A 19,511-nucleotide genomic window follows, 5' to 3' on the forward strand; every position below is an offset into this window, starting at 1 on the left:
GTCAGGGGTGCGCCGTCGACCAGTCGACCCAACCAAACTGCCAGGTCGCCAGAATCAGCAGGCCAAAGACGATACGGTACCAGGCAAACGCCGCATAGCTGTGGTTGGCGATGAACTTGAGCAATGCACGCACCGCGATCATGGCGAAGATGAACGAGGTGACGAACCCCAGGGCAAACACCGGCAGGTCATCGGGCTGGAACAGGTGGCGGTACTTGTAACCCGAGTACACCGCCGCGCCGACCATGGTCGGCATCGCCAGGAAGAACGAGAACTCGGTGGCTGCCTTGCGCGACAGGCCAAACAGCAGGCCGCCGATGATGGTCGAACCTGAACGCGAGGTACCGGGGATCATCGCCAGGCACTGGACGAAGCCGATCTTGAGGGCGTGCGACCAGCGCATTTCATCGACATGCTCGACCTGCACACGGTGCGTGCGGCGCTCGGCCCAGAGCATGATCACACCGCCGATCACCAGCGCCGTCGCCACGGTGATCGGGTTGAACAGGTATTCATGGATCAGGTCGGCAAACAACACACCCAACACCAGGGCCGGAAGGAACCCCAACAGCAGGTTGGCGCTGAAGCGCCGCGCCGTCGGCTGGCTGCGCAGGCCGAAGACCACCTCGAAAATCTTGCGCCGAAACTCCCACACCACCGCAAGGATGGCCGCCAGCTGAATGATGATGTTGAAGGCCATGGCCCGTTCGCCATCGAAGCCGATCAGGTCGGCAACGATGATCTGGTGCCCGGTGCTGGAGATCGGCAGAAACTCTGTCAGCCCTTCGACCACGCCTAAGATGATTGCCTGGAAGGCAGTCCAAAAATCCATCATTCCCCCGTTGGAGCGCTGCACGTTGCAGGCCCCTTGTTCTTGGTTTGCTTGTGTTTGCCGAATGCGGCGCGGCTTTTTACAGCGATGCTGGGACCAGCGCCAGCAGAAAAGTTCAGTCTGCCTAAAGGTTTCATCTTTCGCGGCCGAAATCCTATCAGAGCGGCTTTGCAATGGCTTGCACGGCAACCTGCAGACTAGGCGAAAAATGGCACTTAGCCATTAGTCGTGTGGGGGTCAGACACAAAGCATGCTTGGATGCACTTGAATAACAAGAACAAGGCTGGAGTGCCGTCAATGAAGAGCTTGAGGTCGATGTCGATCAGCCGCCGCCTGTGGCTGATCCTGTTGGTTGCAGTGGCGATGCTGGTCATTCTTGGCCTGCTCATGCTACGTCAGATCCAGGGTGATCTGTACCAGGCCAAGGCCGAGAAAACCCGTCACGTAGTACAGACGGCCGCGGGTGTACTGGCCTACTACCAGGGCCTTGAGGCCGCCGGTACGTTGAGCCGCGAAGCGGCCCAGCAGCAAGCCCTGCAGGTAGTGCGCACGCTGCGCTACGACCACGATGACTATTTCTGGATCAATGACCTGGGGCCGACGATGATCATGCATCCGGCCAACCCCAAGCTCGATGGCCAGGATCTCTCGGCCGTTCGCGACCCTGACGGCTTTGCCGTGTTCAACGAGATGGCCGCACTCGCCCGCAGCCAGGGCGAAGGTCCGGTTAACTACCGGTGGCCCAAGCCCGGTGCCAGCGAGCCGGTTGCCAAGACGTCATACATACAACTGTTCAAGCCCTGGGGCTGGATCATCGGCTCTGGTGTCTACATCGACGACGTGCAGGCCGAGTTCGCCCGCCAGTTGCGCGATGCGTCACTGCTAGGTCTGGGCATTGCCCTGCTGATGGCCCTGGTAGTCAGGCTCATCGCCCGCAGCATCGCCCGGCCATTGCAGGAGGCGGTGCAAGCCATGGGCAACATTGCCAGTGGCGAAAGCGATCTGACCCGGCGCCTGGACGTGCATGGACGTGACGAGATCACTCATCTGGGCGAGCATTTCAACCGCTTCAACGGCAAGCTGCAGGGCGTGGTCGGCCAATTGCAGGGGGCCGCGCATGCACTGGCGCAATCAGCCGGGCACGTGGGTAGTAACGCGGGTGCCGCGCAACAGCACAGCGCCCAGCAGTCAATGCAAATGGACCAGGTAGCCACCGCTGTCAACGAAGTGACCTATGCGGTACAGGACGTGGCCAAGACCGCCGAGCAGGCCGCCGTTGAAATGCGCGCAGCGCAACAGCAGGTGGAGCATGGCCAGCAGGCCATCCACGGCAGCCTGCAGCAGATCGACTGCCTTTCGGCCACCATCGACCAGGCCGTGCAGGTGATTCGCGACCTGGCCGGGCACAGCTCGAAGATCGGTGGGGTGCTGGACGTGATCCGTTCCATCGCCGAGCAGACCAACCTGCTGGCGCTCAACGCAGCCATCGAGGCGGCCCGCGCTGGCGAGCAGGGCCGCGGCTTTGCCGTGGTGGCCGATGAGGTGCGCCTGCTGGCCCAACGCAGTGCGCAGTCGACCGCGGAGATCCACACCATGATCGAGCACCTGCAAAGCCAGTCGGACGCTGCAGTCCGGGCCATCGACACCAGCAGCCAAGCCTCGCGCCAGACCGTCGAGCAGGCCCGCGAGGCAGGCTCGAGCCTGGACGCCATCAGCCAGGCGCTGCACAACCTCACCGTGCTCAATGCCACGATCGCCAGCGCCACATTGCAGCAGTCCCATGTGGTCGAAGACATCAACCGCAGTGTGCTCGACACCGCCGGGCTGTCGCAGCAAACCGCCAATGCTGCGCGCCAGTCGAGCGATGCGGGCATGGCACTGGGCCGCTTGAGTGAAGAGCTGGAGCAACTGCTGCGCCAGTTCCGGGTGTGAGCTTACCGCGCTGATCGGCCCAACCGCCGCCAGCGCGGCGCTCATCGAGGGGCGCCGGCTTGGCCCGAAACCTCGGGCCTTCTACTCCTACCCTGCCACACACGCTACAATCGCGCCCCCTTTCCAGCCACCAAGGATTCGCCGATGTCCGGCCTCGAACTCATCGCCGCCGTGCTTGGCGTCACTGCGGTGTGGCTCACCGTGAAACAGAACGCCTGGTGTTGGCCGATCGGCCTGGTGATGGTGCTTATATATGGCTGGCTGTTTTTCGAGGTGAAGTTGTATTCGGGCATGCTCCTGCAACTGGCCTACGCCGGGCTGCAGCTGTATGGCTGGTGGCAATGGAAGCGCCCAGGGCAGGTCGAGCACGCCCGCCAGGTGTCGCGCCTGCGGACCGGCGCCCTGCTTAGCGGACTCACGGCAGGCCTGGTGCTCAGTGGGGCATTGGGCGCGGCCATGGCGCACTGGACCGATGCGGCGCTGCCTTGGCTCGACGCTACGCTGACCGGGTTCAGCCTAGTCGCACAACTGTGGATGGCACAAAAGCGCGTGCAGTGCTGGCTGCTGTGGATCGTGGTCGACGTGGCCTATGTGGGCCAGTACCTGCACCAGCAGCTGTACTTCACCGCCGGTTTCTTCGCCGTGCTCACTGTAATTGCCGTGCGTGGCTGGCTGGAGTGGCGCCGTGACCCGGCGCTGCAAGCGGCCAAGGTGCTGCCATGAAGGTGCTGGTACTGTGCGGCCCCGAGTCCAGCGGCAAGAGCTGGCTCAGTGGCGAGATCCAGGCACATTTCGGCGGTGTGGTGGTAGGCGAATACGTGCGCCACTTCATCGACCAGCAATGCCGCGACACCTGTTATGCCGACATCACCCCCATCGCCCAGGGCCAGTTGCGCTGGGAAGACCAGGCCCGGGGGCAGGCCCCGGAGCTGCTCATTCTCGATACCCACCTGCTCAGCAACATGCTCTGGAGCCGCACACTGTTTCACGACTGCCCGCCCTGGCTGGAGCAAGCCTTGCTTGCGCGCCACTACGACCTGCACCTTTTGCTCAGCCCGCAGGGGGTGGGTTGGGTGGCCGACGGCCAACGCAGCCAGCCGGACCTAGCAGACCGTCAGACCTTCTTTGATGACAGCCTGCAATGGCTGCAACACCATCGGCAAGCACTGCAGATCATCGAAGGTGACTGGCCCCAACGCAGTGCAGCTGCGCTGCATGCGGTACACCGCTTGCTACACGGGCAAACACCCGCCTGCGCCACCGAGTGTTAAACCGGTGACACACTTGGAGGCGGCGTAAGCCCCGTCGTTGCGCGCTCCTGCCCCCCTTTGAGGGAACAGTGTCACACGGGTGATACATCGCCGGAAAAAGCCCTTCGAGCAACGCCCATTGCGGGCAAAACGCCATTTTGCGGAAATACTGTCTCAGCGCTGATACAGCAACTTACCGCCGCGCCCAAGCAGTCGGTGTAAGCCGCTGATTGCAAAGCATTACCAAAAAGCGGCACGCGTTCTGCTCTCCTTCCTCGCAACGCTGTATTTGGCCAGCGCTCGAAGAAGGAATTGCCGTCATGGGGAAACTGGATAAAGGCACGTGCCGCCTCCTGTTGGTCGGTTGTGCATTGGCCGCGAGCTTCAGCGTGCCCGTGCAGGCCGAGAACGGGATCATCGTCATCACCCGTGATGTGCAGCCGCGCATCGCCACCCGCGCGCCCCTGGCGCCCGACCCCTACCCGACCACCGCTAACGCCAACCCGTCCGCGTACGTGCTCAAACAGACCAACGAGTTGAGCGATGGTGACTTTGCCGGCATCAGCAGCGGTGCAGGCATCAGTTCGCTTATCACCCAGCAGACCAACAACCTGGGTGGCAACATCAATACCCAGACGCAACTGCCCAACCTTGCCGCAGGCCGTGGCACGGGCTCGGGCAGCGGCATCGCCAACATGGTCAATTCAAGCGTGCAGCGTGGCCTGGCGCCCCTGCAGATCCTGACCGGAGGCCAATGAGATGAGGCATGTGCTGTTCATCCTGGCCTCGCTCTGCTGTGCCCCGGCACTGGCCCAATCCCCGGTCCCTGTGATCAATGAGGCCACCATCGACACGTCCGGTGCGCAGTACCAGGGCAATTTCAGCGTCAACCAGGCGGCCGGCGACCTGCAGCAGCAAGCCAACGCCCGAGCGTTCGCGATCGGCCAGGGGGCCAGCGCGACCACGCAGATCCGCCAACGCCAGAATGCCCCCGTAGACCCCAACATGGACGCCCGTTCCAGCATCCAGGGTGACGCCTTCAGCCGTGGCAGTGGCGCCCTGGGTGTGAACCAGAGCGCCGGTGCCAACACCCAACAAGCCAACGCGCTGCGTATCAGCATCGGTGCACAGCCGCAAAGTCTCGACGACAGCGTCCTCCTGCAACAGAACGTGGCGCTGGTCTACAACTCCGATGCAACTGGCTCTGCACCTGGCCATCGCCAGGTCACCACGAGTGACCAGGCCTTCACCGGTAGCCGTGGGGTGATCCAGTTGAATCAGAGCGCAGGGGTGGGAAACCGCATGGCCAACACCCTCAGCGTCCGGGTCGCGGACTGACCCAAACAGGTAAGAACAACACTTAACCTAAAGAAGACGGAGAAACACCATGAAACCCTCGATGGCAATCAAGCCTCTGGTTTTCGCAATTGCTGCGGTCATGGCTGTTGCCGCACAAGCGGATCAGAACGACCGGCGTGGTCACGGCAATAACAACAATCACACACCCCCGGCAAAAACGGTCTACACCAGTGCCACGGCCAAGGCCACAGACGCACAAAGCAGCACCGGTAACCGCATCCACAACGAAGGCACCGTCAACGAAGCCGAGATGAGCAGTTCTGCCGCCGGCGCAAGTGGCAACGTGGGCGTCAACGTAGCTGCCGGTAACGGCAACCAACAAGACAACGCGGCGGCCATCGCCAACACCGCGTCCGACAATGCTGCGATCGACAACAGCTTCGTCTTCGGCAGCGCTACTGCCACTGCCAAAGTCGATCAATACAGTAACAACAACACGGTTAGCAACTGGTCGACCCAAAGCTCCGCCGTCATGAGCGGCTCGGCTGACGGCAGCAGCGGCAACGTGGGCATCAACATTGCTGGCGGCGACCTGAACCAGCAGAAAAATACCATGGCCATTGCCAACAACAGTGCGCCAATTGGTACCTCCACCGCTACCGCTTCTGCTAATCAGAACGGCCCGGGCCTGACCGTCAACAACTACGCAGACCGTGAATACCGCGTGGATACGCTGACCTTCACCACCTCGTCCAGCGGTTCGTCCTCACGCAATGGCACGTTCGACGCCAGCGTCGACAAGAGCTCCAGTTCCAGCTTCAACGTAGCCGGTTCCAACAGCAGCAGTGCCAGCGGCTCCCACAGCAGCAGTGCCAGTGGGTCCAACAGCGCCAATGCCAGCGGCTCCAGCAGCTGGAATGCCAGCGGTGCCAACAGTGGCAGCGCAAGCTCCTCTTCGAGTGCTTCTGTGAACGCCTCGCTGACCGCCGCCGCCACCGCTGCCGCCACTGTGACCACGGATGATGGCCGCCGCGAGCGCACCCGCAGCGCTACCTTCGATGGCTCGCTCGACGCCTCGCTCAACGCGTCGATCGACAAGTCGAATGAAAGCGCCTACGACAACTCGTACACCAAGTCCCACGATAGTTCGTTCGAAAAATCGTATGACTCTTCGTACGACAAGACCCGCCAATCCTCGTACGACAAGTCCCGCGAATCGGCGTACGAAAAATCCGGTGAGAAAGCATCGCAATCTTCGGACAGCATCTCGAAGAGCTACAGCGAGGCCAACTCGTTTGACCTGAGCAACACTGTTTCCTTCCAAGTGCTGACCCCGACCGGCTGGGCCAACCCTGTGACCAACACCGCAACCCTGAGTGGTTCGGTCAATGGTGGCAGCGGCAACCTGGGCGTCAACGTGGCAGCCGGTGTGGGCAACCAGCAAAGCAACTCGCTGGCCATCTCCAACACCTCGATGTAACCGCTGTGGCCTGGAGGCCCCCTTCGGGGGGCCTTCTTTCAACCGTATTCATCGGGGGCATCGAACATGCGCATTATCGCCTTGGCATTGCTGCTGTGCATGGCCAGTGTGAGCGAGGCAGCCCAAATGCCGCTATCCGTCCTGCCGGGCGGCGCGGTGATCTACAAGCCTATCCAGAGCATACGCGAACGCAAGTTCGCCGACCTGGTGCAACAGAAGACCGACTTCAGTTGCGGCGCCGCGTCGCTGGCGACCATCCTGCGCCAGGCCTATTGGCTGGACGTGGACGAGCAACACGTCATCGAAGGCATGCTGGCCAACGCCGACGAGGACCTGGTGCGCACCCAAGGCTTCTCGATGCTCGACATGAAACGCTACGTGGAAAGCCTGGGCATGCGTGCACGGGGTTACCGAGTGGCTCCCGAGACCTTGCACGACATTCGCATTCCGGTGGTAGTGCTGATGGACATCCGCGGCTACAAGCACTTCGTCGTGATGCAGAAGGTCGACCGTGGCTGGGTGTACATCGGTGATCCGGTTCTGGGCCACAAACGCTTCAAGATCGACGATTTCGTCAAAGGCTGGAACGGCATCATCTTCGCCATCATCGGCCAGGGCTACGACAAGACCAACGCCCTGCTCGACCCACCGCTGCCGCTCAGCGCCAAGAACCGCATCAATAACTTCAGCCCGGTTAAGGACGCGGAATTGATGGATTTTGGCTTTATCCAAAGCGACTTCTTCTAATGACAAGGGGCATGACGCCCAAGACGTCCAGGAGCATCCCATGAAGACTGCACTGTGGCTGGCTGCCATTTGCCTGGCCGCCAGTTTGCCGACCCAGGCACAGACGTTCAAACCCATTGAACTGAAGGATCAGGAGCTGGCGAACTTGCGCGGGCGTTATGTGTTACCAGGGCGGATCGTCAGCTTTGGCATCGTCATGACCAGCACTTGGCAAAACGCCAACGGCGAAGTGATTGGCGCAACGTCCTCGATGCAGATCCAGCAAAACACCATCAAGCCGCAGTTCTATGTATCGATGATCAACGAGAAAGGCAATGGCTCCTCACAGCCGCAAAACCCCGGCACTGGCACCGTCACCGGTGGCGGCGGCCTCAATACCACCCAAGGCGTGACCCAGGCGGTACGCGCTGCCGGCGACTACAACACGGCTTACAACAACGTCGACATCAATGTCAGCAAGGGCAACGAAGCACCCGCCGTGCAGCCGCAGGGCCAGGCTCTGGCCGCAGGCTCGACCCTGGTAGGCGCCAACGGTGCCGGTTCACTGAGCGTTTCGGCTGCAGGTTCCGGCGTGCAGCTCGACATCGTTGCCAACAACAACCAGGGCAGCACCATGCAACGACTGGCCCAAGGTGGGTTGATGCAGAACGCTACCCTGCTGGGCGCCGGCAACCAGGTGCGCAACCTGACCTCGCTCAATGTGGTGCTGCGCGACGGCCCCGCCGCTGCCGGCCCGATGAACGCCAATCTTGATCAGCTCAAAGGCCTTCGCAATTCCGGATACTGATCTACGCTCAGTCTCATCGAACAAGTAGTCAGAAGGGACGGCTAATCCATGCATCGTATGTTTACGTTGAGAGCTATCGTTTGTTTGACTACCTTGGCTCCGGCTGGCCTGCTTGAAGCGGCATCCGACCCACAGGTTGAAGCACTAAAACAAGAACTTATCGCGCTGAAACAACGTTACGAAGCCCAACAGAATGCATTGATGGTACTGGAACAACGCCTGCGCCAGGTCGAAGAAGCACCGCCCGCTCCGGCGCCGAGGCGCCTGACCAAGTCGCCAAGCGAAGGGGTCAAGGGCGGCCAGACGGTGGCGTCCGGTGCGCCAGGCAGCTCGTCCAGCTCTTATGGGCAATCGCTCAAGGACGACTCGGAACCGGCGCAAAGCGTTTCCAACCTCTATGACGAGGCCAGCGGTTTCTTTGGGGGCGGCAAGTTCAGCGTAGAGACCGGCCTGACCTACACCCACTACGACACCCGTGCCCTGACGCTCAACGGCTTTCTGGCGCTCGACTCGATTTTCCTCGGCAATATCAATATCGACCGCATCAAGGCGGACAACTGGACCCTGGACCTGACTGCCCGTTACAACGTCGACCAGCGTTGGCAGTTCGATATCAACGTTCCGGTCGTCTATCGTGAGTCCACCTACTCTTCCGGCGGTGCCGGGGGGGCTGCCGGGGTGAGTTCGGACGGCACCGTCACCCGTGACCCGACCATCGGCGACATCAACGTCGGCGTGGCCTACAAGTTCATCGACGAATCGGAAAGCTGGCCTGATGCGGTGGCCACGCTGCGTGTCAAAGCGCCGACCGGCAAGGACCCTTACGGCATCAAGCTCATCCAGGATCCTGGCAACGACAACCTGGCCATTCCAGAAGACTTGCCGACCGGCAACGGTGTGTGGGCGATCACGCCCGGCATCTCGCTGGTCAAGACATTCGACCCGGCCGTGCTGTTCGGTAGCCTGTCCTACACCTACAACATGCAGGATTCGTTCAGCGACATCAGCCCCACGGTCAACACCAAGGTGCCGGGCGACGTGAAACTCGGCGACTCCTGGCAGATCGGCGGCGGTATTGCATTCGCCTTGAACGAGAAGATGAGCATGTCGTTCTCGGTCACCGACCAGTTCGCCCGCAAGAGCAAGATCAAACCCGATGGCGGTGACTGGCAGTCGATCAGCAACAGCGACTACAACGCCGCCAACTTCAACATCGGCTTGACCTTCGCCGCCAGCAACAACCTGACCATCGTGCCCAACTTGTCGATCGGCCTGACCGACGACGCACCGGACTTCTCCTTCAGCCTGAAATTCCCGTATTACTTCTGACCTTGCCAGGCCGGGCCCGCGGTGCGGGCTCGGCTTTTGGTAACCAACCTTGTAGCCCCCGGCTTTCCTGACCCCAGCCTGTTATCATCACTCACAGTTATGTGACGTTTTAACGGCAATTAAGGAAAGTTTTCGTGAAAAACCTGCTCGGCCACCCGCATACCCGGCTCGTCGCCCTGGCGTCCCTGGTGCTGGTGATTCCCCTTGCTGCGCGCGCGCTTCTGGGGTGGTCCAACCCGCTCGGCTTTATCTCAGACCTGGCGCTCGGTATCCTGCTGTTGGTGCTTTTGCACGGCCGGCCCTGGTGGCTCGCCGCGCCTGTGCTGCTGGCATGGGCCGTGCTGTGGGTGGCGTCAGCCGAACTGGTCAGTGCCGTTGGCCGGCTACCGACCAGCGCCGACCTGGGCTATCTGTTCGACCCCCAATTCATGGAGAACTCCACCGGTGGCGGGCTGGCCCACCCTTGGCTACCCGGTTTGCTGGCTGCAGGTCTGCTGAGCTGGTCGGTCAGCGTGTGGCGCAGTCGTGCACGACTGGCTGCACGGTTGCCACTGAGCACCTTGGCCGTGCCTTTGGTACTGTTCGGCCTGCATTGGGGCAGCCAGCGCCTGGTCCCCTCCGATGCCGACCAGTGGCGTCAGTACAACCTCTCCCACCAGCTACTCTCCGCTGGCGTTGCCAACCTGCAGTACCGCGCCCTTGGATGGGCCGGACAGCAACAACCAGTCACCCCACTGCCCAGCAGTGGCCTGACCCAGTCCGACCTGCATGGCCAGAAACTGCTGAGCGCCCCCGGTAGTGCCCGCAACCTGCTGGTCATCACCCTCGAAGGCATCCCGGGCGCCTATGTACGGCCCAATCGCCAGGCGCTGCACAGCCGATTCGAAGAAGATCTGATGCCCAAGCTCAGCCACTGGGCGGAGCGCGGTATGAACACGCCCGACTATGTCGTGCATACCCATCAGACCATTCGCGGCCTGTATGCCATGCTGTGCGGCGACTACGACAAGCTGGCCAATGGCACGCCCAAAGGTGTGGAACTGCTCACCCAGCACCAGCGCAACCAGGCCTGCTTGCCGGCGCAACTGCGCGAGGCCGGCTTTACCACCCATTACCTGCAGGGCGCGGGCCTGCGTTTCATGGCCAAGGACCGCATCATGCCGCACATCGGCTTCGACGCGGTTCATGGCCTGGAATGGTTCAGCAATGACAATTACCTGGAGTTCCCCTGGGGCAAGGATGATCGGGCGTTCTTCGAGGGTGCCCTTGACTACGTGGGCCAACTGCGGCAACAGCAGCGCCCTTGGATGCTCACCCTGCTGACCGTGGGCACCCACCAGCCCTACTCGGCGCCCGCCGACTACCTGGAGCGTTATGACACCCCCAAACAAGCGGCGGTAGCTTACCTGGACGATGCGATCGGTGGGTTCCTCGACAGCCTCGAGCGCCAGGGTGTGCTCAAGGACACCCTGGTCGTCGTGACCTCGGACGAATCACACGGCATCGACGGCGTACGCCTGGCTTCTTCCTGGGGTTTCAACCTGACCCTGGCCCCCGAACAGGCGCAATTGCCACGCATCAAGCAAGGCACCTATGGCCACATTGACCTGTCCACGTCGCTGCTCGACTACTTTGCCCTGCCGATTCCAGTCGCTTTGGCGGGCCGCTCCCTGTATCGCGACTACGACAGTGGCCGGGAGATGATCTCGTACACCAACGGCATGCTGCGGTACCACGACGGCCAGGGCGTCCTCACCGAGTGCGACTTCCAGCAGCGCTGCCGTCGCTATGCCAGTGAGGGGTTCATCGCCGACCAGGCTCAATACCTCGGCCTTGGCGACAATGTCCTGGGGCAGCAGATCGCCGGCCTTGCTGGTGTGCTCGACCAGTCCCTGCTGCAAACCCCGCTCAACCTGCGTTACCAGTTCGGGGGGCCGTCGCCGATCCAGCTACAGGCACGCATTCGTGATGACTGGGCAGATAACCTGATTGGCGCGCAGTACCTGGAAATGCCAGAAGGTTCGCACACCCGGGTACGGGTCAAGGTGCGTGCTCTCGACCCGCAGCACGCTGCCTATATACAGCTTAAAGCCAAGGAGCGGGAACAGGATGTAGCACTGGGTTTGCCCGAGGAGATCCGGGTAACCGCCGACGAGCCGTTGGAGATGGAGTTCGGCTTCGACAACCCGACGCTGCGCAAAGCATTCTCCTTCCACTTGCTGGGCTATGGCGGTGGCGAGGTCGAGGTCAGTGAGTTCAGTGTGATCACGGCGCTGCCGGGCGAGGAAGAACCGCTTGAGGATCTGTCTGACGGGCATATTGCCCAATCGAGCTGATCCGCCGCCTGTGCTGCTGTAATTGCCGGGGGTTAGCGGATCTGATGCTTGTGCAGCAGGCGGTAAAAGGTCGGGCGCGATACCCCCAGCACTTTGGCAGCAATGCTCAGGTTGTTGCTGTGCCTGTCCAGTACGTCACACAGTGCTTGGCGCTCGGCCCGATGCTTGTAGTCTTCCAGGGTGCCCAGCGGCTGCTCCTCGCGCTCCAGCTCTTGCAGGCCAAGGTCCTGGGCTTCGATCTGCCGGCCTTCGGCCAACACCAGCCCCCGCCGCACACGGTTGGCCAGCTCTCGAACATTGCCCGGCCAGGTGTGGCGCCCCATGGCTGCCAGGGCGTGATCGCTGAACGAGCGCGGCCGGCGGCCTGTCTCCAGGCTGTAGAAATGCGAAAAATGGTTGGCCAGCATCGAAAGGTCACCATGCCGGTCGCGCAAGGGTGCAGTCACCACCTGCAGCACATTCAGCCGGTAGTACAAGTCCTCACGAAAACGCCCCTGCTCGATGGCTTTTTCCAAGTCGACATGGGTCGCTGCCAACACCCGTACATCAACCGGTATCGGCTGGCTACCCCCGACCCGCTCGATATGCTTCTCCTGCAGGAACCGCAGCAGATTGGCCTGCAGCTCCAGCGGCAGGTCGCCGATCTCGTCGAGGAACAACGTGCCACCATGCGCCGCTTCGATGCGGCCCACCTTGCGCTGATGCGCACCGGTGAAGGCTCCTTTCTCATGTCCGAACAGCTCGGACTGGATCAGATGCTCCGGTATGGCCCCGCAATTGATGGCAATGAACGGCATCTCGCAACGCTGTGATTGGCGGTGCAGTGTACGCGCCACCAATTCCTTGCCCGTGCCACTTTCGCCGCGTATGAGCACCGGCGATTCGGTGGGCGCCAGTTTGCCCAGCAATTTGCGCAGTTCGATAATCGGTTGGCTGTCACCCAACAGCTCGTGCGCCAGCCCGTCGACCGGTACTGCACCCTTGCCACGCAAGCGCGCCATGCCAAAGGCGCGCCCCAGCGTTACCAATACCCGTGAAACGTCGAACGGTAGGGTATGGAAATCGAAAAACCATTCGCAGACGAAGTCACCAACGTTCTGCATCCGCAACTGCTCGGCGTTGAGCACCGCGATCCATTCGGTGTTGCTGCGTTTGATCATGTCCTTGACGGCATCCGGGTGGCGCAGGTGCGACGCGTGCAGACGCAACAGGCCGATATCGCAACGGTGCTCCAACGCCAGATCCAGGCTGCAGCTGTGGACGTCCCAGCCGGCGCTTTCCAGGCCTGGAAGCAGGCGGTGACAATCGTCGCACGGGTCGACGATGAGCAAGCGGCGAAGGGAGGCGGTTTCCGGCATGACCGATCCTTGGCGCCAATTTGTGGTTTTTTTTGGCAAAACAGTAAGTTGCGGCGCCTGTTTAACAGTAGCAACGAACTTGACGGCGCCCAGTACCGTTTGTCTGCCAAGTTCTCTTCTTTTTTGCGCAACGCCGGGAATTTTTCAACGTTATCAGCGTCACAGGCGGCGCAGGAAAAAAATCTTTATTGCATGAAAAAAAATACAACGCGGGTGTGACTCCACCCCTAACTTGGAGCATCAGTACAAGTAACCCCGCGCTGCAGATCGCCATCGACTGAAGCGACATTGCAGTACCGCGGACTTCATATGAATGTTTGGGACCAACAGAGAGACCGAACCATGAATGCCCCGCTCCGTGTCAACGAAGCACTGCTGATTGCTGACCACGCATTCGAACCCTTCCAGTGCGTAGCCTGGGATGCACCCAATGGCACTGGTGAACTGAGCCTGGCAGTGATCGACCGGACCAGCACCCGCATTGGCAGCAAACAAGTCTCCTCGCGCATCTATTCCGACCCGGCCCAGTGGGCCAGCCTGATCGAAGAAGTGCGCGCCGAACTGAGCCAGAAAGGTTATGACCTGCAGCCTTGGTCGATGCCCAAGTAATAGCCGCGGTGGCTTGCAAGTGCGTACCCAGCGCGCACTTGCATCACGCGCTAATTACCCAGTGCGGTAATATTTCTATTGCGACATAGTGTCGCGCCAGCTGTGTTGGTTATTACTCAGTTCTTTACCTTGAACTGCTCAAGGTGCTGGTATTGGGCCTGTAATTGTTCGGCCAAAAGACGTGCACGCCCCAGGCGAACCGGCGCCAACTCCATGTCCACCAGCAGTGTGGCACAAGGCAGCGGTTGCACGGCCTGCCAACGCTGCAGGCGACCATCGGTAAAGATCAGGCAGCGCTGCGTCTCGTGAGGGTGGGCCTTGTGCCGCGCTTGTAACCAACGCTGGGCCTGTTCCAACGCGGCGATCAGCGGCGTCCCCCCTCCAGCCCCCAGTGCTTGCAGCCATGGCTGCAAAGCTGCCGAAGCCTTCAGGCCATGGCGTTGCCACTGCGGTGTACCGCCGCTGGCCGTGAGCAATGCCAAACGGGCGCGCTGGCGATACGCCTGGTCGAACAGAGTGGCCAACAGCCCTTTGCTTTGGGCCAGCGCCTGGTGACGTCGGGTCGACGCCGAGGCATCGACTATCACCAGCCATAACTCGGCAGTGCGGGCCTTGCGCTGCTGCCAGCAGAGGTCCTGGCGCAGTCGCGGGCGGCCCTTGAGCAACGTGGGAAGCCAAGCCACGGCACCTATACCGGCCGCCACTGCCCGGCCACGGGTGGCACCAGGCTGCTTACCAAGCCGGGGCATGGCATCCGTCACCTTCAAGCCAGATGGGCGGATGCTCAGGGCTTTTTTGCCCAGTCTGGCACCTCGCGCCGGGCACCGCTGGCCACCGGTTGCGCCGGCAGCGCCCCCCAATCGCCCTGGCCGCCCTGGCTTTGCGTATCCTGGCGGCCGGCCGGAGGCGGGGTAGACGGCTGCACGGCGTCGGGGGACACGCGGCGCCGATGGCGCAATGCGAACTCCGCCACAGCGTCCACATCGCCCTCCTCAATCGTTTCACCCCCTCGCCAGGCACAATGTGCCCGGGCAGCACGCAACCAGACCAAGTCTGCACGCAGGCCATCAACCCCAGCGGCGTAGCAACGCTCGGTGATCCAGGCCAGCGCCTGGTCATCCAGGGCAATGGCCGCCAGTTGTTGTCGCGCGGCCCGACAGCGCTCGCGCAGTTGTGCCTGAGCCGCAGCCCACTGTTCGCAGAAACCTTGTGGGTCAGTGTCGAAGGCCAAACGCCGGCGAATGATCTGCTGGCGTGCCTCTGGCGCTGGCAAACCTTCGAGCACCACGTTCAGGCCAAAGCGGTCCAGCAACTGCGGACGCAGCTCGCCTTCCTCGGGGTTCATGGTACCAATCAGAACGAAACGGGCACTGTGGCGATGGGAAATACCATCACGCTCGATCCGATTGGTGCCACTTGCGGCCACGTCGAGCAGCAGATCCACCAAGGTATCGGGCAGCAGGTTGACCTCATCGACATACAGCACGCCACCGTCCGCCTGGGCCAGCACGCCGGGCGAAAACTGGGCCTTGCCCTGGCCCAGCGCGGCACCGAGGTCGAGCGTGCCTATCAGGCGCTCCTCACTGGCGCCCAGCGGCAAGGTGACGAACGGCCCCTCGCCGAGCAGGTCAGCCAAACCACGGGCCAAGGTGCTTTTCGCCATGCCACGCGGTCCCTCGATCAGCACACCACCAATCTTCGGGTCAATGGCGGTCAGGCACAGAGCCAGTTTGAGGTCGTCGGCACCGACGACGGCGGCCAGTGGAAATTGCACGGGTTCACTCATTTCAAGCCTGTTCCTCGCCATCGAGCAGTTGCTCCTCAAGGGCTTCGCGATAGTCACCGGGGGCTTCCCATAGCCCACGCTGCTGGGCTTCCAGCAGGCGCTCAGTGAGGTCGCGCAGCGCCTCGGGGTTATGCTCACGCATGAAGTCGCGGGTCGCTGGGTCAAGCACATAGGCCTCGGCCAACGCCTGGTAGTGGTGGTCGTCGATCAGGTGCGTGGTGGCATCGAAGGCAAACAGATTGTCGACCGTTGCCGCCAGCTCGAACGCACCCTTGTAGCCGTGGCGTTTCACCCCATCGATCCACTTGGGGTTCAAGGCGCGGGCCCGAATGACGCGGTTAAGTTCCTCTTTCAGGGTACGGATGCGCGGCCTGTCGACCTGGCTGTGATCACCGTGATAGCTGGCCACCGCCGCGCCGGACAACGTCTCGGACGCCGCCAGCATGCCCCCTTGGAACTGGTAGTAGTCATTGGAATCGAGCAGGTCATGCTCATGGTTGTCCTGGTTCTGCAGTACGGCCTGGACCTGGCCCAGGCGTCGGGCAAACTGCGCCCGCGCCGGTGTGCCGTCGTCGCTGGCGCCATACGCGTAACCGCCATGGTTCAGATACACCTCGGCCAGGTCGTCTCGGCTGTGCCACAAGCGGCCATCGATGGCATTCTGCACTCCGGCACCATAGGCGCCAGGCTTGGCTCCGAATACCCGCCAACCGGCCTGACGAGCAGCCTGCTCGGCGGCCACTCCCTGTGCTTGCAACGTCTCGCGTTCGCTACGCACCCGCGCTGCCAAGGGGTTGAACGCCTCCGGTTCGTCCAGCGCTGCCACCGCCTGCACCGCTGCATCGAACAGGCGGATCAGGTTGCCGAAGGCATCGCGGAAAAAGCCCGAGACACGCAAGGTGACGTCCACCCGAGGGCGGTCGAGCACGCTCAAGGGCAGGATTTCGAAATCGTCGACACGCTGGCTGCCGTTGGCCCATACCGGGCGCACGCCCATCAGCGCCATGGCCTGGGCAATGTCGTCACCCCCGGTGCGCATGGTCGCGGTGCCCCATACTGACAAGCCGAGCTGGCGCAGGTGGTCGCCATGGTCCTGCAAATGGCGCTCGAGGATGAGGTTCGCCGACGCGAACCCCAGCCGCCAGGCCGTGGTGGTCGGCAAGTTGCGCACATCCACGCTATAGAAATTGCGCCCTGTGGGCAGCACATCCAGGCGCCCCCGGCTGGGTGCGCCGCTTGGGCCTGCCGGCACGAAGCGCCCCGCCAGGGCCGCAAGCAGGCCGTTGAGCTCCGCGGGGCCGCAGGCATCCAGGTCAGGCGCTACCTGCTCGCGCAATGCTCGGACTACCTCGTGCACAGGCTGCCATTGCGCATCCCCAGGCAGTTGCAGGTGATCGCCCAGCGCCTGTTCAATCACCTGCAGTGCCAACAGCTCAAGGCGCTCGCGGGTGTCACCGCAGGTGCGCCATGGCGCGTCACTCAAGGCCTGCAACCGCGCGGGGCGCGGGCCTGGCCAAGGTTGCCCAAGGTCGCAGTCCAGCGGGTCGAAGCCCAGTTCCAGCGCCTTGGCGAGCATGCGCAGCAGGCTGGCATTGCCCCCGCGCCCATCAGCCCGCTCCACCCGCAGCAAAGCCAGCAACGTGTCGATGCGCAGCCGTGCCTGCGGGGATTGACCGAACACATGCAGGCCGTCGCGGATCTGCGACTCCTTGAGGTCGCACAAATAGGTGTCCAGACGCGGCAACCACACCGTGGCATCGTCGAGCGGCCCTTCAAGCTGCAGTTCGCGGTCGATGTGGTTGGCCTTGACCAATTCAAGAATATCGCGCTGCAGTTCACGGGCGCGCCGTTGATCGAGCATCTGCGCTTCATAGAACTCATCGGCCAGTTGCTCCAGATGGCGCAACGGGCCGTAGGTTTCGGCACGGGTCAATGGCGGCATCAGGTGGTCGATGATCACCGCCTGGGTGCGCCGCTTGGCCTGGGCACCCTCGCCGGGGTCGTTGACGATGAACGGGTAAATGTTGGGCAGCGGGCCAAGCAATGCATCGGGCCAACACTCGGCAGACAGACCGACACCCTTGCCAGGCAGCCACTCCAGGTTGCCATGCTTGCCTACGTGGATCACCGCATCGGCGGCAAAGGTATGGCGCAACCAGAAGTGGAAGGCCAGGTAACCATGCGGCGGCACCAGATCCGGGTCGTGGTACACGGCACTAGGGTCGACCTGATAACCACGGGCCGGCTGAATACCCACGAACGTCAGGCCAAAACGCAGGCCGGCCACCATCATGCGGCCGCTGCGGTGCATTGGGTCTTGCTCGGGCGCTCCCCAGCGCTCCAGGACGGCCCGGCGGTTGGCCTCGGGCAGGCGCTCGAACGCCGCCTGGTAGTCAACCAGGCTCAGGCTCTGGGCGCAGGGGCGCTGGTCGAGGTGATCGAGGTCGTTGGTCACCCCGCCCAGCAGTTGTTGGATCAACTGCGTGCCGCTGCTCGGCAGTCCGTCCACGGGATAGCCTTCGGCCTGCAGCGCCTTGAGGATATTCAACGCGGCCGCGGGGGTATCCAGCCCAACGCCATTGCCAATACGCCCGTCACGGGTCGGGTAGTTGGCCAGCACCAGCGCCACGCGCTTTTGCCCATGGGGCAGGCGCGCCAGTTCCACCCAGCGCCTGGCCAGTTCGGCGACGAAGTCCATGCGCTCGGGGTGGGCACGGTAGCAGACCACATCGGACTGGCTGCGCTCACTACGCCACGCCATGTCCTTGAAACTCACCGGGCGGGTGATGATACGCCCATCCAGCTCGGGCAGGACGATGTGCATGGCCAGGTCGCGGGCACCCAGCCCCTGCTCGCTGGCCTCCCAACCGGGCTGATTGTCCTGCGCACAGATGGCCTGCAGCACCGGGATGTCACGGCGGAACGGCCGCAGATTGGGGCGCTCCGGGCTGGACAGGGCAAAACCGGTGGTGTTGATCAGCACCTCGGCACCAACCTCATCCAGCCAGCTCTCCACCTGCTCCAGGCAGGCGTGCTCCTTGAGGCTGGCGACGGCAATGGGCAGCGGGTTGAGCCCGGCCGCCTGCAGGCGTTCGCAAAATACGTCGATGAAGGCCGTATTGGCCGCCTGCAGGTGAGAGCGGTAGAACAGCAGCGGCGCCACGGGAAAGTCCGGGTGCCACTGGCCATACCAATCGTCGAGCACCGCACTGGCCTTGGCCGGGTGGTACAGGGCGGTGCGTGGCAGCGGCTGGGGCTCGTCCCACGGGTAGTCGCGGCCCAGCCATTGGTTGGCCAGGCAGTGGAACAGGTTCACGGCATTGGCCTTGCCGCCTTGGCGCAGGTAGTGCCAGAGGCGTTCGGCTGGCGCACCGGTGACGCTGCCCAACCCGGTCAGCTCCGGGTCTGGGCGGTCGTCACCGGGCACCAGAATCAGTTGCACACCCCGCGATGCCAGCGCCACCAGTTGTTCGACACCGTAACGCCAGTAGCCGACGCCGCCGTGCAACGACACCAGGATGACCTTGGCATGGCGCAGCACCTGGTCGACATACAGGTCGACCGAGGCATGGTTCTGCACCTGCATCGGGTTGGCCAGGCGCAGGCTGGGGAAATCACCCGGCAACTGCTCGGCGGTTTCGGCAAGCAACGCCAGGTGTGAGTCGCCGCTGCAGAGAATCACCAGCTCGGCGGGTGTCTGGCCGAGGTCGGCGATGCTGTCGTCCGGCACGAAGCCGCCGGGCTGGGTCCGCAGCAGGTGCATGGG

At 62.6% G+C, this 19,511-nt stretch carries 16 protein-coding genes and 1 pseudogene; 12 read left to right on the forward strand and 5 right to left on the reverse strand.

What is annotated here, in order from left to right; translation table 11 throughout:
* Position 1 precedes the first annotated feature (1 nt).
* Positions 2–832 (reverse strand): undecaprenyl-diphosphate phosphatase, encoded by an 831-nt coding sequence (locus APH34_RS02300; protein ID WP_054899837.1) that lies wholly within the window; start codon positions 830–832, stop codon positions 2–4.
* Between the two features lie 387 nt (positions 833–1,219).
* On the opposite strand from APH34_RS02300, the pseudogene APH34_RS30240 reads away from it, so the two are divergent.
* The 11 genes and pseudogenes from APH34_RS30240 to APH34_RS02350 all read left to right on the forward strand — a co-directional run.
* Positions 1,220–1,891 (forward strand): annotated as a pseudogene (locus APH34_RS30240) (cache domain-containing protein); the annotation flags it as partial.
* A 138-nt stretch (positions 1,892–2,029) separates the two neighbouring features.
* Positions 2,030–2,764 carry a methyl-accepting chemotaxis protein gene (locus APH34_RS30245; RefSeq protein ID WP_371263291.1) on the forward strand — a complete coding sequence of 245 codons (735 nt, stop codon included), beginning with the start codon at positions 2,030–2,032 and terminating at the stop codon, positions 2,762–2,764.
* A gap of 144 nt (positions 2,765–2,908) precedes the next feature.
* Positions 2,909–3,487, forward strand: coding sequence for a nicotinamide riboside transporter PnuC (pnuC, locus tag APH34_RS02310; protein ID WP_054899559.1), 579 nt, complete (start codon positions 2,909–2,911; stop codon positions 3,485–3,487).
* The gene (locus APH34_RS02315; RefSeq protein WP_054899560.1) at positions 3,484–4,035 is read left to right on the forward strand and encodes an AAA family ATPase; all 552 of its coding nucleotides are present in this window, start codon (positions 3,484–3,486) and stop codon (positions 4,033–4,035) included. The genes pnuC and APH34_RS02315 overlap by 4 nt, the downstream gene beginning before the upstream one ends.
* 299 nt (positions 4,036–4,334) lie before the next feature.
* A complete protein-coding gene (locus APH34_RS02320) occupies positions 4,335–4,772 on the forward strand; it encodes a hypothetical protein (RefSeq protein WP_054899561.1) in 438 nt (145 codons plus the stop codon).
* A 1-nt stretch (position 4,773) separates the two neighbouring features.
* On the forward strand, positions 4,774–5,352 hold the full coding sequence (locus APH34_RS02325) for a hypothetical protein (protein WP_054899562.1): 579 nt from the start codon (positions 4,774–4,776) through the stop codon (positions 5,350–5,352).
* A 49-nt stretch (positions 5,353–5,401) separates the two neighbouring features.
* Positions 5,402–6,793 carry a hypothetical protein gene (locus tag APH34_RS02330; protein ID WP_054899563.1) on the forward strand — a complete coding sequence of 464 codons (1,392 nt, stop codon included), beginning with the start codon at positions 5,402–5,404 and terminating at the stop codon, positions 6,791–6,793.
* 66 nt (positions 6,794–6,859) lie between these two features.
* Positions 6,860–7,540 carry a C39 family peptidase gene (locus tag APH34_RS02335; protein WP_054899564.1) on the forward strand — a complete coding sequence of 227 codons (681 nt, stop codon included), beginning with the start codon at positions 6,860–6,862 and terminating at the stop codon, positions 7,538–7,540.
* A gap of 40 nt (positions 7,541–7,580) precedes the next feature.
* Positions 7,581–8,327 carry a hypothetical protein gene (locus APH34_RS02340; RefSeq protein WP_054899565.1) on the forward strand — a complete coding sequence of 249 codons (747 nt, stop codon included), beginning with the start codon at positions 7,581–7,583 and terminating at the stop codon, positions 8,325–8,327.
* 48 nt (positions 8,328–8,375) lie between these two features.
* Entirely contained in the window at positions 8,376–9,656 is a 1,281-nt protein-coding gene (locus APH34_RS02345) for a hypothetical protein (RefSeq protein ID WP_054899566.1), read from the forward strand.
* 134 nt (positions 9,657–9,790) lie between these two features.
* Positions 9,791–11,992: an LTA synthase family protein gene (locus tag APH34_RS02350; protein WP_054899567.1), complete on the forward strand. Its 2,202-nt coding sequence runs from the start codon at positions 9,791–9,793 to the stop codon at positions 11,990–11,992.
* 32 nt (positions 11,993–12,024) lie between these two features.
* On the opposite strand, the gene APH34_RS02355 is transcribed toward APH34_RS02350, so the two are convergent.
* Positions 12,025–13,350: a sigma-54 dependent transcriptional regulator gene (locus APH34_RS02355; RefSeq protein ID WP_054899568.1), complete on the reverse strand. Its 1,326-nt coding sequence runs from the start codon at positions 13,348–13,350 to the stop codon at positions 12,025–12,027.
* Between the two features lie 342 nt (positions 13,351–13,692).
* On the opposite strand from APH34_RS02355, the gene APH34_RS02360 reads away from it, so the two are divergent.
* A complete protein-coding gene (locus APH34_RS02360; protein WP_054886513.1) occupies positions 13,693–13,959 on the forward strand; it encodes a hypothetical protein in 267 nt (88 codons plus the stop codon).
* Positions 13,960–14,075: 116 nt separating this feature from the next.
* Here APH34_RS02360 and APH34_RS02365 read toward each other — a convergent pair whose 3' ends face one another.
* The 3 genes from APH34_RS02365 to cobN are packed head-to-tail and all read right to left on the reverse strand — an operon-like array spanning position 14,076 to position 19,508.
* Complete coding sequence (locus tag APH34_RS02365) at positions 14,076–14,708, reverse strand: VWA domain-containing protein (protein ID WP_054899569.1); 633 nt, start codon at positions 14,706–14,708, stop codon at positions 14,076–14,078.
* A 35-nt stretch (positions 14,709–14,743) separates the two neighbouring features.
* Complete coding sequence (locus APH34_RS02370) at positions 14,744–15,745, reverse strand: ATP-binding protein (protein ID WP_054899570.1); 1,002 nt, start codon at positions 15,743–15,745, stop codon at positions 14,744–14,746.
* A gap of 1 nt (position 15,746) precedes the next feature.
* Positions 15,747–19,508, reverse strand: a complete 3,762-nt coding sequence (gene cobN / locus APH34_RS02375; RefSeq protein ID WP_054899571.1) for a cobaltochelatase subunit CobN — start codon at positions 19,506–19,508, stop codon at positions 15,747–15,749.
* Positions 19,509–19,511 lie beyond the last annotated feature (3 nt).

It is taken from the genome of Pseudomonas sp. NBRC 111131, from assembly GCF_001320525.1.
Lineage (GTDB): Bacteria > Pseudomonadota > Gammaproteobacteria > Pseudomonadales > Pseudomonadaceae > Aquipseudomonas > Aquipseudomonas ceruminis.

Excerpts from the sequence above, each read along its gene's own strand:
- APH34_RS02320 (WP_054899561.1), top strand. The coding sequence starts at position 4,335 with ATGGGGAAACTGGATAAAGGCACGTGCCGCCTCCTGTTGGTCGGTTGT.
- APH34_RS02315 (WP_054899560.1), top strand. The coding sequence starts at position 3,484 with ATGAAGGTGCTGGTACTGTGCGGCCCCGAGTCCAGCGGCAAGAGCTGG.
- APH34_RS02370 (WP_054899570.1), bottom strand. The coding sequence starts at position 15,745 with ATGAGTGAACCCGTGCAATTTCCACTGGCCGCCGTCGTCGGTGCCGAC.
- APH34_RS02360 (WP_054886513.1), top strand. The coding sequence starts at position 13,693 with ATGAATGCCCCGCTCCGTGTCAACGAAGCACTGCTGATTGCTGACCAC.
- pnuC (WP_054899559.1), top strand. The coding sequence starts at position 2,909 with ATGTCCGGCCTCGAACTCATCGCCGCCGTGCTTGGCGTCACTGCGGTG.
- APH34_RS02325 (WP_054899562.1), top strand. The coding sequence starts at position 4,774 with ATGAGGCATGTGCTGTTCATCCTGGCCTCGCTCTGCTGTGCCCCGGCA.
- APH34_RS02340 (WP_054899565.1), top strand. The coding sequence starts at position 7,581 with ATGAAGACTGCACTGTGGCTGGCTGCCATTTGCCTGGCCGCCAGTTTG.
- APH34_RS02335 (WP_054899564.1), top strand. The coding sequence starts at position 6,860 with ATGCGCATTATCGCCTTGGCATTGCTGCTGTGCATGGCCAGTGTGAGC.
- APH34_RS02345 (WP_054899566.1), top strand. The coding sequence starts at position 8,376 with ATGCATCGTATGTTTACGTTGAGAGCTATCGTTTGTTTGACTACCTTG.
- APH34_RS02355 (WP_054899568.1), bottom strand. The coding sequence starts at position 13,350 with ATGCCGGAAACCGCCTCCCTTCGCCGCTTGCTCATCGTCGACCCGTGC.
- APH34_RS30245 (WP_371263291.1), top strand. The coding sequence starts at position 2,030 with ATGGACCAGGTAGCCACCGCTGTCAACGAAGTGACCTATGCGGTACAG.
- APH34_RS02300 (WP_054899837.1), bottom strand. The coding sequence starts at position 832 with ATGGATTTTTGGACTGCCTTCCAGGCAATCATCTTAGGCGTGGTCGAA.
- APH34_RS02365 (WP_054899569.1), bottom strand. The coding sequence starts at position 14,708 with ATGCCCCGGCTTGGTAAGCAGCCTGGTGCCACCCGTGGCCGGGCAGTG.
- cobN (WP_054899571.1), bottom strand. The coding sequence starts at position 19,508 with ATGCACCTGCTGCGGACCCAGCCCGGCGGCTTCGTGCCGGACGACAGC.
- APH34_RS02330 (WP_054899563.1), top strand. The coding sequence starts at position 5,402 with ATGAAACCCTCGATGGCAATCAAGCCTCTGGTTTTCGCAATTGCTGCG.